We start from the raw sequence: 14,435 nt of genomic DNA on the forward strand, positions 1-14,435 counted from the left end.
GTGTGCAAGCAGATCGGCTCGGTTCGGTCAGACGTCCATTGATGATGATGTTTTGGAAGCGGGATTGCGTTCGCTTAGCAAGTGCAGAAAAGTTAACTGACTGTTGCACTTGCTCCTTGAGACCGCCCTGCCTAAGCTGTTATCTAAGTTTCACCAGAATTATCCTTCAGTTCAAATGCAATTCAGCACCGGGCCATGGCCTCAACTCTTAAGTGATGTAGTAGCCCATAAGTTAGATTGTGCGGTTATTGCTGCCGACAACGAACATCCTGACATCAGCCGTTTGGAGATTTACAAAGAGGAGCTTGTGTTGATTGCTTCTCCTGATATGGGTGATATAAAGAAACCTCAAGACCTGAGTGGGAAAAATATTTTTATGTGGCCTGAGGGATGCCCTTATCGGAAATCTCTTGAAGGCTGGCTTGACGAGCATCGTGTTGCGACGGTTATAACGAGTATCGCCAGCTATGGAACTATTCTTGGTTGCGTAAGTTCGGGTGCGGGGGTTTCACTTGTGCCCAAAGGTTTTTTTGAACAGTTCAAGAGTATTGGGGGCATATGTGGGCATACGTTCGATGACTTGGCGCCCATACAAAACTATTTTGTATGGAATAAGCATGCAGGTCTTCATCGTGCGAAAGACAAGTTTGCTGAGTTGTTGGAGGAAGAGTTCAAAGATATTTGATTAAGCGTTGAGGGTTCTATAAGGCGGGTGCCACTTAACGCAACCCCCGTGCGGTTGAGCCGGACGGCGAGCGTGAACCCGTGCGGCTCATGCACGTTGGTGGAGCGGGCTGCCCCCGGCACCGTAGGTCCAGCCTATGTTCGGGCCGCCGCCCCTTTGCTTGCACGCGGCCGAGTTTATGCTGATACAATGCGATAAATTCTCATTCACACTTGTCGTATCTCGTGCAGCCCACATCATCGGTAAACCCTCACCCGCATCATGCTCTCGATCAGCTTTACAGCCACCACCACGGCTGGCTGCAGGGCTGGCTGCGCAAGCGCCTGGGCAATGCCGCCGATGCGGCGGACCTGGCTCAGGATACGTTCCTGCGCTTGCTCAGCAATGCGCCTGGCGAGCGCCTGGACTTGAAAGCGCCGCGCGCCTATTTGGCGACCATCGCCAATCGCCTGTCTATTAACCTCTACCGCCGCCGCTCCCTGGAGCAGGCCTATCTCGCTGCGCTGGCGCAAACACCGGAAGGCCTGGCGCCATCGCTGGAACATCAGGCGCTGGTACTCGAAGCCCTCGACGAGATCGACCAAGTACTTGCCTTATTGCCGACCAAAACCCGGCAGGCGTTCCTGATGGCGCAGTTGGAGGGGTACACGCAGGAAGAGATCGCCAGCCGCCTCAACCTCAGCGTGCGTTCGGTACAGCGCTACCTTGCGCTGGCGTTTGAAGAGTGCATCGTGTTCGCTAGCCAGAGCGCGCAGCAGAATGAGTAATACGCCCATCGACCGGCGCATTGCCCGCGAAGCGGCTGTTTGGTTCGTGCGCTTGCAGAACAGCAGCGCTTGCGCCGCCGACCATGCCGCCGGCGCCGAGTGGCGGGCGCAGCACGCCGATCATGAGCGGGCCTGGCAACTGGCCGAGCGCTTCAGTGACCGCACCCAACAGCTTGCCGGTGGTGCCGGCCGGGCGGCTCTGGAGCGCCCGCGCAGCCTGGAGCGGCGACAGGTGCTCAAGACCCTCGCGTTGCTGATCGCCGCTGCCCCGCTTGGTTTCGCAGCGCACCAGGGTTTGCCGTGGCGTGAGTGGCAGGCGGACGAGCGCACCGCCACGGGGGAGCAGCGCACCCTGCATCTGCCGGATGGCGGACAGATTCGCCTGAACACCGGCAGCGCCGTCGATATCGCTTACGACGACAACGTTCGTCGCTTGCGCCTGATTGCCGGCGAGATGCTTGTCGAGGTGCCGCGCGAGCATGCCAGGCGCCCGTTCATCGTCGATACCGCACAAGCGCAAGTTACCCTGCTCGGCAGCCGATTTTTGGTGCGTCAGTATCCACAGCGCACCTACCTCGCCGCGCTGCAGGGCGCTGTCGAGGTGCGCCCGCGGCTATCACGCGGTGATGAGGGCCTGGTGCGTCTAGGCCCCGGCCGGCAAACCCATGTCAGCGCCCAGGCAGCGCAGCCTTCAATGGCACTGGCGCAGGGCCGTCTCGACTGGCTCAACAACGTGCTGCGCGCAGAAAAAATGCGCCTCGATGACTTCGTCAGCGAGCTGGATCGCTATCGCCCAGGCTTGCTGCGTTGCGATCCAGCAGTGGCTGGGCTGCTGATCTCGGGTGCTTTCCAGTTGCGCGACACCGATCAAATACTCCGCGCCCTGAGCCAGGCTCTGCCGGTGGACGTGCACTATCGCTCGCCCTATTGGGTCACCATCACGGCGCGCGCGAAGGCGTAAAGAGAATCATTGTCGTGTTTTCTGGATACTGCGTGTCCCTCCCGTAACCACATTATTTTCACTGGGCGGGGACGAACACATGGCAACGACGCAGGGCATGCAACCACTGGCGCGAGCGGTTCACGCTGGCGCACTGGGTCTTATCATCGCGGGTGGCAGCCTGACTCCAGCCTCGGTGCAGGCCGCAGAGCAGGGCGCGCAACACAGCCGCGCCTATCAGGTGCCTGCCGGCAACCTGAGCAGGACCCTCTCCGAGTTCGCAAGCCAGGCAGGAATCACCCTGGCCATCGAACCGGGCCTGGTGGAAGGTTTGCGCAGCCCTGGCCTGAATGCTGCCACCAGCGTCGAAGGCGGCCTGCAGCAACTGCTACAGGGTAGCGGTCTGCAAGCTTCACCGCAGGGTAACGGCCTGTACCTGCTGGCACCGCAAGTCGTTGGCACAGGCCTGGAGCTGGGCGCGACCAGCATTACTGGCCAGCGCCTGGCGGCGACTACCGAGAACAGCGGCTCGTACACCACCGGGGCGATGCAAACGGCCACCAAGCTGCCCTTGAGTTTGCGCGAAACACCGCAGTCGGTGAGCGTCGTCACGCGCAAACGCATGGACGACAAAGCCATGACCAGCATCAGCGATGTCGCCAAAAGCGCACCGGGCATTTTCCTCAACAATTCCGGTGGCGTAGGGCGGCCTAGTTTCAGCGCGCGCGGTTTTGACATCGATAACATCATGTATGACGGTTTCCCCACCAGTTTCCTGACCTACCTGCCCAGCGGAGAAGCCAACCTGGCCATGTATGACCGGGTGGAGATCGTCCGCGGGGCCACCGGGCTGGCCCAGGGGGCCGGTAACCCCGCCGGTGCCATCAACCTGGTGCGCAAGCGCCCGACGCACACATTCCAGGGCACGCTCACCGGCAGCGCCGGTAGTTGGGACGATTACACCGGCACGCTGGATGTCGGCGGCCCGCTCAATGAAAACGGCACCCTGCGCGCCCGTACCGTGGTTTCGCGGCAGGACGCCAAAAGCTTTCGTGACTCGGTGCAAAGCGATCACGATCTGTTCTACGGCGTGGTCGACGCCGACCTGAGTGAAAGCACCACCCTGACGCTTGGGGCCTATCGGCAGAAGAACCATACCAACTACATCTGGGGCGGGTTGCCCATGGCCCGTGGCGGCGGCCATCTCGGACTGCCACGCGACACCTTCCTGGGGCATGACTGGGAATACTCGGACGATCAGACCACCGGCTATTTCGCCACCCTGGAGCAAGGCTTCGCCAACGACTGGACGCTGCGCCTGGCAGCCATGCAGTCGAAGACCGACACTGATGTACTGGCCTCTTCGGTATGGGAATACGACCGCCACTATTTATGGACGGAAGCCATGGAGCAGAAGGAGACCGGCTACGATCTGGCGCTCAGCGGCCCCTTCCAGTTGCTCGGCCAAGCACATGACCTGACTATCGGCGTAAGCAAGCGCAAGCTGGATTATCGTTCCGGCAAGGCCTGGAGCGATTTCATCGACACTGGCAGCAATCCCTTCGACTGGGACCCAGGCGCTCATCCCAAACCCGATTACGTCACGGGCAGTGATGGCCTTCCCGAGACCACTACCCAGGACAGTGTCTATGCCAGCACCCGCCTGCGCCTGAGCGAACCCCTGTCGTTGATTCTCGGTGGTCGTGTTGACTGGTACGAATTCGACGACAGCGCCAACAGTGAAGGCAACTTCAAGGTCACTCGCAACCTGACCCGCTATGCCGGCCTCGTCTATGACCTGGACACCAACCACTCGGTCTATGTCAGCTACACCGATATCTTCAAGCCGCAGAGCAGCAAAGGCCTGGACAGGAAAGTGATCGACCCTGTCGTGGGCGAGAACTACGAAATGGGTATCAAGGGCGAATACTTTGGTGGCGCCCTGAACACCAACATGGCGGTCTTCCAGATCGACCAGAAGAACCGTGCCCAAGAGTTGCCTGAATCCAAAGGTTGCGGTTCAGGCGCTGCCAGTGCCTGCTACGAAGCGGCCGGACTGGTCCGCAGCCGCGGCATCGATCTGGAAATCCAGGGCGCCCTGACCGACAACTGGCAACTGGCCGCCGGTTACACCTACACCCAGACCCAATACGTCAGCGACGCCAACGCAGCCCGAGAAGGCGAAGATTTCGACCGCAAGAAACCGCGTCAAATGTTCAAGCTGGCCACGATCTACACCTTGCCTGGTGAGTTGCAGCGCTGGCGCGTGGGGGGTGATGTCTACCAGCAAAGCCGCATCCGCACCTCGGGGGGCACTGGCACCAGCGCATGGAAAAACCAGCAGGGCTCGTACACGGTGGCCGGTTTGGTTGCAGGCTACAAGGCGAGCGAGCAATTGGATCTGCAGGTCAACGTCAATAACCTGTTTGATCGTACTTACTACAGCAGCGTCGCCAATGGAGCCTATAACCCGTATGACATCTACGGCGATCCACGCAATTTGAAACTGACTGCCCGTTACAGCTTCTAAGCAGCTGTTCATCGTCAAGGATCATTCACTCTGAGGCTTAATCAGGAGAACAGAAATGGACGCACTCACCCGAACACTCAGAGAAACAATCGCGGCCGCTGACCGGGCCATTACGGCGGAAAACTTCGACGAATTGATGAAGTTTTATGCCGATGACGCAAGTCTTGTCGTCAAGCCAGGTTTGACCGTCACCGGGAAAGACAGCATCCGCCGAGCTTTTGTCGCCATTGCGCAGCACTTCAATCACAGCATCGTTGTTACTCAGGGAAAGATGCAGGTCATACCCGGCGGTGATGTGGCGCTTGTCATCATGGAAACCCGGCTACAGGCCACGGATAAGGCGGGTGCAGAAAGCCAGAGCATGCGCCGGGCCACCTACGTATTTCGACAGGTCTCGGAAAAGTGGTTATGTGTAGTGGACAATTCCTATGGGACGACGTTGCTGGATGAGGTTGTTGAACCGTAGGCATTTAAACAGGAGGGTGTCCACTCTATAGGTGGGCGCCTTGCTCGCAGGTGAGAGGTGGCAGTTTACTGATCCGCCAGGTGTGCCCAGGCGCACGCTGAACCCAGGCTCTGTACGAGAGGCAGTGTCGCGAACGCCGCATGGCACAGGCCAAGAATCCCAGGGCGGTGGATTTTACCGGGCTCCCAGTGCATCGAAAGCAACGACGCGGCATTTTAAAAGCTCCCGAAAATTGGCATTTTCGTTGGTCGCGGGATATTGGGTCAGGCCTGGCCGGTTTTCAGCGCCCCACCGCCACTTTCGGCAGGACGCCGGGGGAGAGGGGGACCGCTGATGAAAGATACAACGCTAAGTTACTGATTCTTATAGGGCCTTAGGCCAGCGTTAAACAGGCTGACAGAGTGTGCATTTTCCTTTATTATTAACGGCTTACGTGCGCCTTAAAGAACACCCTGGCAGGGTGGGGTCGTTGGTTCGAATCCAATCGCACCTGCCAAACACAATCCGCTCTACGGGGCGGTCTAGAAGGGCTCATCGAAAGGTGGGCCCTTTTTCGTTGTCTGCGATTTTCAAGGCTTTTGCAAAGTCCTCGTTCTTTGCGGTGTATTGCTTGCTTAATCGTCACGCCACTCACTCGTCACTCTGGTAATCACCCATGGAAATCAAGGTCAACTTTCTCGACAACCTTCGGCTTGAAGCAAAGTTCGATGACTTTACGGTGGTGGCCGACCAGCCTATTCGCTACAAGGGTGACGGTTCGGCGCCGGGGCCGTTCGATTACTTCCTGGCGTCTTCGGCTCTGTGCGCGGCATATTTTGTGAAGTTGTACTGCCAGACTCGCAATATTCCCACCGACAACATTCGCTTGTCGCAGAACAACATCGTGGACCCGGAAAACCGCTACAACCAGATTTTCAAGATTCAGGTCGAGTTGCCGGCGGATATATCCGCCAAGGACCGCCAGGGTATCTTGCGTTCTATCGACCGTTGCACGGTGAAGAAAGTCGTGCAGACCGGGCCTGAGTTTGTCATTGAAGAAGTGGAGAGCCTCGACGCCGACGCCCAGGCGTTGCTGATGCCCCATGCCATGTCGGACACCGGCACCTACATCGTAGGCAAAGACCTGCCGCTGGAGCAGACCATCGCCAATATGTCGGGGATTCTGGCCGGCCTGGGCATGAAGATTGAAATCGCTTCGTGGCGCAATATCGTGCCCAACGTGTGGTCGCTGCACATCCGCGATGCGCATTCGCCCATGTGCTTTACCAACGGCAAGGGCGCGACCAAGGAGGGCGCCTTGGCGTCGGCGTTGGGCGAGTTCATCGAGCGGCTCAACTGCAATTTCTTCTACAACGATCAGTTCTGGGGTGAAGAGATCGCCCATGCCGAGTTCGTGCATTACCCGGACGAGCGCTGGTTCCAGCCTGGCCGCAAAGATGCGTTGCCAGCGGAAATTCTCGACGAGCACTGTCGCAAAATTTACAACCCCGATGGCGAGTTGCGCGGCTCGCACCTGTACGACACCAACTCGGGCAATATCGAGCGCGGCATTTGCTCGCTGCCGTTTGTGCGCCAGTCTGATGGCGAAGTGGTGTATTTCCCCTCCAACCTGATCGAAAACCTGTTCCTCAGCAACGGCATGAGTGCGGGTAATACGCTGGCCGAGGCGCAGGTGCAGTGCCTGTCGGAGATCTTCGAGCGCGCGGTGAAACGCGAAATCCTGGAGGGTGAATTGGCCCTGCCGGATGTGCCCCGGGAGGTGCTGGCCAAGTACCCCGGGATTCTCGCCGGCATCCAGGGCCTGGAGGCCCAGGGCTTCCCGGTGTTGGTGAAGGATGCGTCCCTGGGCGGCGAGTTCCCGGTGATGTGCGTGACCTTGATGAACCCGCGCACGGGCGGTGTGTTCGCCTCATTCGGTGCGCACCCGAGCCTGGAAGTGGCGCTGGAGCGTAGCCTCACCGAGTTGCTCCAGGGCCGCAGTTTCGAAGGCCTCAATGACCTGCCGCAGCCGACCTTTGAAAGCCAGGCGCTGATGGAGCCGAACAACTTTGTCGAGCATTTCATCGATTCCAGCGGTGTGGTGTCGTGGCGCTTCTTCAGCGCCAAGGCGGATTTCGAGTTCGTCGAGTGGGACTTCACCAGCCAGGGCGAAAACGCCAACGCCGACGAAGCCGCGACCCTGTTTGGCATTCTCGAAGGCCTGGGCAAGCAAGTGTATATGGCGGTGTACGAGCATATCGGCGCCAAGGCCTGCCGCATCCTGGTGCCGGACTATTCGGAAATCTACCCGGTTGACGATTTGATCTGGGACAACACCAACAAGGCGCTGTTTTTCCGCGAAGACATCTTGAACCTGCACAGCCTGGACGATGACGCTCTCAAGGCATTGGTCGAGCGCCTGGCGCAAAGCGAACTGGATGATTACACCGACATCACCACGTTGATCGGCATCGAGTTTGACGACAACACGGCGTGGGGCCAGTTGACCATCCTGGAGCTGAAACTGCTGATTTACCTGGCTTTGCAGCAGTATGAGGAGGCCAAGGAGTTGGTGGAGATGTTCCTGCAGTACAACGACAACACGGTCGAGCGCGGGCTGTTTTACCAAGCCGTGAATGTGGTGCTGGAAGTGCAGATGGACGACGAGATGGACCTGGATGATTACGAGGTCAATTTGCGCCGGATGTTCGGCGACGCGCGGGTGGACGCAGTGATCGGCTCGGTGCAAGGCAGTGTGCGTTTCTACGGCTTGACGCCGACCAGCATGAAGCTCGAAGGCCTGGACAGGCACCTGCGGCTGATCGACAGCTATAAAAAGCTGCATTCGGCGCGGGCCACTGGGGCGGTGGTGTCTCGCTAGGCGAGTGGTGGGGCGACTTCCGCCAGTTAAACCACCGAGCCCGTATAAGTCTTCGCTTAATTGATCGGCAATCGGTAGGGCAGGCCTTCGCCTAGCCCGCGCGGTGCTTTAGTGATCGCCAGCAGCAACCGCCGCGGGTTTAATCAGTGCTTCATTCATAGGGGCAAGTGAGGTGCACGTTGGTACAGCGACGTCAGTTCAGCGGGGCGATGAAGGGTAAGAACCTGCGCTACTTGCACGAGCATGAATGCCAGCCTGGGCAGGCCGCGCGGGCGGGGTTCCTGTTGCTGGAGCATTTTTCGTTGCCGGCGTTCACTCAGGTCTTGGACACCATCGTCACCGCCAACCTGCTGCGCCCTGAGTTGTTCACCACTAAGACCTTTGGCCTTGGCCCGGGCGAGGTGGTCAGCGACCTGGGCCTGGTGATCCGCCCGGACGCCTGCCTGGATATGGCCCAGATCGCCACGTTGGATTTGCTGGTGGTCTGCGGCGGCTACCGCACTGAGCTCAAGGCCGATGACGCGCTGATTGGCCTGTTGCAACGGGCCGGTGAGCAGGGCGTGATGCTGGCAGGCATCTGGAACGGTGCGTGGTTTTTGGGGCGGGCGGGTTTGTTGGACGGCTATCGCTGCGCGATTCACCCGGAGCATCGGCCTGCGTTGGAAGAGATTGCGCGGTTGACCCAGGTCACCAGTGAGGCCTTTGTGGTAGACCGCGACCGCCTCACCGCGTCGAGCCCCACGGGGTCGTTCTATATGGCGCTGGAGTGGGTCCGCACCCTGTATGACAAGGGGTTGACCGATGGCATCGAAGACATCCTGGCGTTCGAGGCCTCCCGCTATCGGCGCATCAAGCCGGTGCTCAAGGTGTCGGTGAGCGGGCCGCTGCGTGAGGTGGTCCACCTGATGGATGCCAATCTGGAAGAACCGTTAGAGCTGGAGGCGCTGTGCCTGTACGCGGGCCGCTCGCGGCGCCAGATCGAGCGGCTGTTCAAGGAGCAACTGGGGGCAACGCCGCAGCGCTATTACATGGATTTGCGCATTACCGAGGCGCGGCGCTTGCTCCAGCACACCACGCTGACGATGGTCGAGGTGTCGGTGGCTTGCGGGTTTGTCTCGCCCAGCCACTTCAGCAAGTGCTACAGCGCGTACTTTGGCTATCGCCCGTCGAAGGAGGTGCGGCTGGTCAGGTAAGTGGGGGTTTAGTCTTTTAAATCCATGGGCGTTACACTCGGCCCTCTTCCTGGCTGGGGCCGACCATGCTGATTATTGTTGAAGACGGGACGGGGCGAGCGGACGCCAACAGCTTCGTGTCGTTGCAACGGCTGGTGTTTTATCGCGATTTCTACGGTTTTCTCATTCCGGCGACCGAGAACGAGCAGAAAGCGCTGTTGCTACGGGCCGCGCAGGACATCAACGCACGGCAGTGGAAAGGCACCCAGACCCACGAAGCCCAAGCCATGGCCTGGCCGCGTCGCGACTGTGTGGTGGGTGGGCAATTGCTGGCCGCCAACACGGTGCCCTTGGAAATCGAATGGGGGCAGTTGCGCCTGGTCGTGGAGTTGTATGCCGCCGAGCATGGCATGGGTGTGCCGGACCCGGCATTCAGCGTCGATGAGGGCGCGCCGCTGCTGCGCCCCGACCCCGGCGCGATGATGCGCCCAGCGCCTTATGCGCCGAGCCGTGCGCAGTTTGCCGATTACCTGGTCAGGCGCGGGCTGACGGTTGTGCAGGGGTAATGTCCAGTTCGCCTTCAAGGAAGATCCTGCGCCGCGTCTTGTGGCTGAGGGCCATGTGCTTGCAGGCACGGTAAATGGGCTCGAAGGTGGCTGCGTCAACCTCCGGGCGTTGTTGCAGGAAACCGGCGACCAGCGCGTCGTAGCTCGCTTCGTCGATAAACTGGCTCAGTTCCTTGCGGTACAGAAAGCCCAGTTGTAGCCCCAGGGTCTGTGCATTGAAGCGCGAGGGGTAGGTGAAAACATTCTCCATGTCGATCACCCGCATGGCACCCTCTGCGGCCTCGGGGACCATGATGTTCGCCACCCACAGATCCAGGTGAATCAGGTTGCGGCTATGCATGTCCATGAGCAGGTTCATGCAACCTGAGATGAACTCGGCCGTGCGCTGCGGATGTTTGCGCAGCCATTGCAGGCCATTGACGTGTCCGTCGAGGTATTCGGTCAGCAGCACGAATTCACGCACGATGCCGAACCTGGGTTTGACCATGCCAAAACCCACGACCTGGGCGGTCTTCATGCCACGCTGGGCGGCAATCAGGGTGTTCATCAATTCTTCCAGCGGCCAATCGAATCGCCCTGAACGCTTAGGGCGCCCCAGAGTGACGCGCAGGCGTTTGGGCAGCGTCTTGACTCGCTGTACCTTCATGAACACTTTGTTGTGATCGTCGCCCACGGGTTGGCTGACACGTTTGGGGCGGTCTTGGAAATGGGGCTCGATCAACTTGGTGATAGCGTCGAGTAACGACCTGTTGGGTAGGTGCGAGAAACTCAAGGACGCCTTAGCGACACGGTGGCAAAGAGGAAATGCAGCTCTGGCGGCTTTAAGCGACGGCACTGGGCATCCTGCCTTTTTGTTGTGAATCGCGGCATATTGCCATCGGGTGGATCCAATTTCTAGAGCTATCTGTCAGTTTTTTCTGTGTCGTAAGTAAGAGGTCAGGCCCGTGTCCATTGAGGTTCGCAGCTTTCAACGTCTTGCTTGGCTGTCTGTTTCGCGACTGCGGTTTTTACTGCCCTCAAGCACGTGCTATCGCCATGGTGCAGCAGGCAGATGGGAAGCAGGGCGGGTTGCTTTCGGTGGGGCGGTGTGGGGGAAGAGGAAGGCTTGCAGGTATTTCGCCAGCCATTGCAGAGGACAAAGGGCTGGCGATGACTCGTTCGGGCTCAGGGGGTTTCGCGTTTGTCTGGTGCGGTCAAACCGGCCTGGATGCGTTGGTAGATTTCTTCACGATGCACGGCGACGTCTTTCGGAGCGTTGATGCCGATCCGGACCTGTTGGCCGCTGACGCCCAGGATGGTGATCGTAATGTCATCACCGATATTTATGCTTTCACCGACTTTGCGAGTGAGTATCAGCATGATCTTCTCCTTGATTGCTTGGTAGGGCACCTGATTCAGATAATGCAGATGTCGGTAGTATGGATGGATAACGGCGCAGTGCCACTGTTTGAGTGCCTCTTTCTGACGCGTAGGCGCGGTATAAATTCCCGAGGCGTAACTATACAGAGGCGATAAACATCATTCCTGTTGTTTTGCGTCTGTTTTGCGGCGTTCATTGGCGAGCATGGGTGATAAAATCGCCGCTTTTGCCAGGTAGAAGGAGTGGGGTGTGCGCAAATTGGCGTTGGTAGTGGGTGTATTGGCCTTGGCGGGCTGCGGGCAGGGCAATAACCATCCAGGCTCCAGTAAGCCCGCGACGCCTGCTCAGATAGCTGCGGCGGCCCCGCAATGGGATCTTCAAGTCCAGGGCCAAACCCCGCAAGCGGTGAGCGATGTGGCGGCCTGGCTGATCGAGCACGGCTTCAGCACTTACATCGCTAACGACGGTGGCAAGACGCGAATCCTGGTCGGCCCCTTCGCTACCAAGGCCGAGGCCGAGGCCAAGCAGGCTTTGCTGGTAGAGAAGCTGGCCACTGCTAAAAAGCGCAGCATTGAATCCTTTGTGGTCGAGCACGTTCCAGCCTCCTGAGGCTTGTCAGCCGCAGGCTTTCATATCCACCGGCCCGACAAATTCATTGCCACGCCCCATGACGCAGGCCACGGTTTGGTTGCGTTGGCGTTCCCAACTCTGCACCGGGTAGGTCTTGTTCCAGGCTTCATAAAGTTGGCGGTCCTGCTTGGACAGACGCAAACCGTACTGCTTGCTCATATAAAAGTAGGTGCGGGCGATCATGCCGCGGATCGAGGGCCGTGGCATGACTTTCTTGGCCTTGAAGTCCACTTGGGTCAGGCATGAGCCGTACTGGCCGCTCTGCACCGGCAACCAGCCGAAGCTGAAATTGCTGCGATCACCATTCACCTCACCGATGCTGGGGACCAGGTTGTGCAGGTCCGCCTCTGCTTTTTGGTAGGAGGGGTCATGGCGCGTGCAGTTCTTGCGCCCGCCGCTTTGCCAGCATTGGCGTTGATGGCCGATCTGCCAGGCCGGGACGATGTGTTCCCATTCGATGCGCGCGGCGCGGTTAGCGTTTTTGCGCGGCACGTACCCGCATGCTGCAAGGTTGACGCGATTGCCGGTGTACTTGCAGCCGCAATAGAACTCGGTGGATTGAGGGGCGTAGAGCTTCCACGCAACCTTCTTCGCTTCACTGAATGTGCGCGGAGCCTGGGCATGGGCGGTGAAAGTGGCGAGGAGGCAAAGCAAGGCGAACAGGCGGGCAATCATTGACTCAATCTTCCTTCGGCACAGTCCAGAAAACATGCACGCCACCGTCATCGCGGTGAGCGAGGGTGACGTTGTCGTTTTCGTCGATCTCGTCGAGCAGCTGTTCCCACAACTCCACGGGCTCATCGGCAAGGCGAAAGATCAGGGCAGTCTTGGCCCTCTGTGCGGCAGGGGCATTGATGATGGCTTGGATACGCAGGCCCAAGCGCTCGTAGGCGCTGGGTGCGGGAGTCTCTGGAGTTTTCGCCACGGGATAATCCTTATTAGGCTGTACGCACATACAGTATTTAACTGTAGGATTTTTCGCAACTGCTTAAAATTCAAGAAGATCCTGTGACAGCGCTTTTTAACGCTTGCTGCATATGAGGAATTTTTTTTGTGTGGCGAGGGGAAGTGCAGGACTGCCCGCCAAGGCAGGCGGGCAGAGAGCCCGGCCTGGAGGGGCCGGGGCAGGCGTATCAGTATTCCCAGAACATCCGTTGCAACTCTTTGCTATCGGACGTCTTGGTCAGTGCCACCATCGCCAGGATGCGGGCCTTTTGTGGGTTCAGGTCATGGGCGACCACCCAGTCGTACTTGTCGTCAGGCTGTTCGGCGTTGCGCAGTACGAAACCGCCAGCGTTTACGTGGGAAGAACGAATGATCTGCACGCCATCCTTGCGCAGCGCTTGCAGGGTAGGCACCACGCGGGAAGAGACCGAGCCGTTGCCGGTGCCGGCATGGATGATCGCCTTGGCGCCGGACTGGGCCAGAGCCTTGTAGGCTGTATCGTTGACGTTGCCGTAGGAATAGGCGATTTCAACGTCAGGCAGGCTTTTGATGGTCTTGATGTCGAACTCGGAATCCATGGTGTGGCGCTTGGCGGGCAAGCGGAACCAGTAGGATTTGCCTTCCACGACCATGCCCATCGGGCCCCAGGCGCTTTTGAACGCTTCGGTCTTGATGTTAATCATCTTGCTGACATCGCGGCCCGACTGGATCTCGTCGTTCATGGTGACCAACACGCCCTTGCCGCGGGCCTCTTTGCTGCCGGCAACGGCGACGGCGTTATACAGGTTGAGCATGCCATCGGCCGACATGGCGGTGCCAGGGCGCATCGACCCTACGACAACGATGGGCTTGTCGGTTTTTTCCACGAGGTTGAGGAAGTACGCGGTTTCTTCCAGGGTGTCGGTGCCGTGGGTGATGACAATCCCATCGACGTCCTTGCTGTCGGCCAGTTCGGCAACGCGGCGGCCCAGTTGCAGCAGGTTTTCATTGGTGATGCTTTCGGAAGCGATCTGCATGACCTGTTCGCCACGCACGTTGGCCAGTTGGCTCAGCTGCGGCACGGCGGCGATCAGTTGCTCGATGCCGACCTTAGCCGCTTGGTAGGTCGCGCTGTTGGCGGCACTGGCGCCGGCGCCGGCAATGGTGCCGCCGGTGGCGAGAACGACCACGTTAGCCAATTTTTGCTGGGTTTCGACTTCTTTGGCTTGCAGTGCCGTCGGGAGTAGCAGGAGCAGGGCCAAGGCGCCCGGAATAAAGGTGTTGAAGGCAGGTTTCATTGTTTTTCTCTCTTGTAGTGATGACGGTGCGATTCAGTTCACCTAGAAACGCCCCCAGGCAGGTCTGAATGCGCCGGGGTGATAGAGAAAAGCAGGATCTGTACCAAGATACGTTTATTTGGAATGCTGTGTAATTGCTTGATTATGTTTGTCTTTTATTATTTTTTGTTTATGAAGTGTCCGGATTTCCGACGGTGGATATTTTTTCCGTTCGGTTGACCGAAAGTGCCGATAAAC

The 14,435-nt window shown here is 58.8% G+C and carries 14 protein-coding genes; 9 read left to right on the plus strand and 5 right to left on the minus strand.

Translation table 11 applies throughout. The features are described 5' to 3' along the window. The first annotated feature begins 109 nt into the window (after nucleotides 1-109). The 8 genes from AC19YR_RS14840 (at nucleotide 110) to AC19YR_RS14875 (ending at nucleotide 9,986) form a co-directional block, all read left to right on the plus strand. Nucleotides 110-685, plus strand: coding sequence for a LysR substrate-binding domain-containing protein (locus AC19YR_RS14840; RefSeq protein ID WP_500599031.1), 576 nt, complete (start codon nucleotides 110-112; stop codon nucleotides 683-685). 224 nt (nucleotides 686-909) lie between these two features. After that, on the plus strand, nucleotides 910-1,452 hold the full coding sequence (locus AC19YR_RS14845) for a sigma-70 family RNA polymerase sigma factor (RefSeq protein WP_500599033.1): 543 nt from the start codon (nucleotides 910-912) through the stop codon (nucleotides 1,450-1,452). After that, the gene (locus AC19YR_RS14850) at nucleotides 1,445-2,413 is read left to right on the plus strand and encodes a FecR domain-containing protein (protein ID WP_500599035.1); all 969 of its coding nucleotides are present in this window, start codon (nucleotides 1,445-1,447) and stop codon (nucleotides 2,411-2,413) included. Before AC19YR_RS14845 ends, AC19YR_RS14850 begins: the two co-directional genes overlap by 8 nt. 79 nt (nucleotides 2,414-2,492) lie before the next feature. Next, nucleotides 2,493-4,922, plus strand: coding sequence for a TonB-dependent siderophore receptor (locus tag AC19YR_RS14855; RefSeq protein ID WP_500599036.1), 2,430 nt, complete (start codon nucleotides 2,493-2,495; stop codon nucleotides 4,920-4,922). Between the two features lie 55 nt (nucleotides 4,923-4,977). After that, nucleotides 4,978-5,388 (plus strand): YybH family protein, encoded by a 411-nt coding sequence (locus tag AC19YR_RS14860; RefSeq protein ID WP_095110494.1) that lies wholly within the window; start codon nucleotides 4,978-4,980, stop codon nucleotides 5,386-5,388. 655 nt (nucleotides 5,389-6,043) lie between these two features. Then, entirely contained in the window at nucleotides 6,044-8,248 is a 2,205-nt protein-coding gene (locus tag AC19YR_RS14865; protein ID WP_500599037.1) for an OsmC domain/YcaO domain-containing protein, read from the plus strand. 179 nt (nucleotides 8,249-8,427) lie between these two features. Further along, nucleotides 8,428-9,441: a GlxA family transcriptional regulator gene (locus AC19YR_RS14870; protein ID WP_500599038.1), complete on the plus strand. Its 1,014-nt coding sequence runs from the start codon at nucleotides 8,428-8,430 to the stop codon at nucleotides 9,439-9,441. Nucleotides 9,442-9,506: 65 nt separating this feature from the next. Beyond that, nucleotides 9,507-9,986 carry a DnaT-like ssDNA-binding protein gene (locus AC19YR_RS14875; RefSeq protein WP_500599039.1) on the plus strand — a complete coding sequence of 160 codons (480 nt, stop codon included), beginning with the start codon at nucleotides 9,507-9,509 and terminating at the stop codon, nucleotides 9,984-9,986. On the opposite strand, the gene AC19YR_RS14880 is transcribed toward AC19YR_RS14875, so the two are convergent. Together AC19YR_RS14880 and csrA are read right to left on the minus strand one after the other, a co-directional pair. After that, on the minus strand, nucleotides 9,955-10,758 hold the full coding sequence (locus AC19YR_RS14880) for a lipopolysaccharide kinase InaA family protein (protein ID WP_500599040.1): 804 nt from the start codon (nucleotides 10,756-10,758) through the stop codon (nucleotides 9,955-9,957). The two genes, AC19YR_RS14875 and AC19YR_RS14880, sit on opposite strands and share 32 nt — an antisense overlap. Nucleotides 10,759-11,150: 392 nt before the next feature. Further along, a complete protein-coding gene (gene csrA, locus AC19YR_RS14885) occupies nucleotides 11,151-11,345 on the minus strand; it encodes a carbon storage regulator CsrA (RefSeq protein ID WP_007920550.1) in 195 nt (64 codons plus the stop codon). A 250-nt stretch (nucleotides 11,346-11,595) separates the two neighbouring features. On the opposite strand from csrA, the gene AC19YR_RS14890 reads away from it, so the two are divergent. Then, complete coding sequence (locus AC19YR_RS14890; RefSeq protein ID WP_500599042.1) at nucleotides 11,596-11,955, plus strand: SPOR domain-containing protein; 360 nt, start codon at nucleotides 11,596-11,598, stop codon at nucleotides 11,953-11,955. Nucleotides 11,956-11,961: 6 nt separating this feature from the next. Here the strand turns inward: AC19YR_RS14890 and AC19YR_RS14895 are convergent, their stop codons facing one another. The 3 genes from AC19YR_RS14895 to AC19YR_RS14905 form a co-directional block, all read right to left on the minus strand. Next, nucleotides 11,962-12,651 (minus strand): endonuclease, encoded by a 690-nt coding sequence (locus AC19YR_RS14895; protein WP_095110500.1) that lies wholly within the window; start codon nucleotides 12,649-12,651, stop codon nucleotides 11,962-11,964. 4 nt (nucleotides 12,652-12,655) lie between these two features. After that, entirely contained in the window at nucleotides 12,656-12,931 is a 276-nt protein-coding gene (locus tag AC19YR_RS14900; protein ID WP_500599044.1) for a DUF1654 domain-containing protein, read from the minus strand. A gap of 178 nt (nucleotides 12,932-13,109) precedes the next feature. Beyond that, a complete protein-coding gene (locus AC19YR_RS14905) occupies nucleotides 13,110-14,198 on the minus strand; it encodes an asparaginase (RefSeq protein WP_095110502.1) in 1,089 nt (362 codons plus the stop codon). Between the last annotated feature and the right edge of the window lie 237 nt (nucleotides 14,199-14,435).

This window comes from Pseudomonas sp. MF08817 (assembly GCF_059862705.1).

Excerpts from the sequence above, each read along its gene's own strand:
- AC19YR_RS14850 (WP_500599035.1), top strand. The coding sequence starts at position 1,445 with ATGAGTAATACGCCCATCGACCGGCGCATTGCCCGCGAAGCGGCTGTT.
- AC19YR_RS14855 (WP_500599036.1), top strand. The coding sequence starts at position 2,493 with ATGGCAACGACGCAGGGCATGCAACCACTGGCGCGAGCGGTTCACGCT.
- AC19YR_RS14860 (WP_095110494.1), top strand. The coding sequence starts at position 4,978 with ATGGACGCACTCACCCGAACACTCAGAGAAACAATCGCGGCCGCTGAC.
- AC19YR_RS14865 (WP_500599037.1), top strand. The coding sequence starts at position 6,044 with ATGGAAATCAAGGTCAACTTTCTCGACAACCTTCGGCTTGAAGCAAAG.
- AC19YR_RS14875 (WP_500599039.1), top strand. The coding sequence starts at position 9,507 with ATGCTGATTATTGTTGAAGACGGGACGGGGCGAGCGGACGCCAACAGC.
- csrA (WP_007920550.1), bottom strand. The coding sequence starts at position 11,345 with ATGCTGATACTCACTCGCAAAGTCGGTGAAAGCATAAATATCGGTGAT.
- AC19YR_RS14895 (WP_095110500.1), bottom strand. The coding sequence starts at position 12,651 with ATGATTGCCCGCCTGTTCGCCTTGCTTTGCCTCCTCGCCACTTTCACC.
- AC19YR_RS14900 (WP_500599044.1), bottom strand. The coding sequence starts at position 12,931 with ATGTGCGTACAGCCTAATAAGGATTATCCCGTGGCGAAAACTCCAGAG.
- AC19YR_RS14905 (WP_095110502.1), bottom strand. The coding sequence starts at position 14,198 with ATGAAACCTGCCTTCAACACCTTTATTCCGGGCGCCTTGGCCCTGCTC.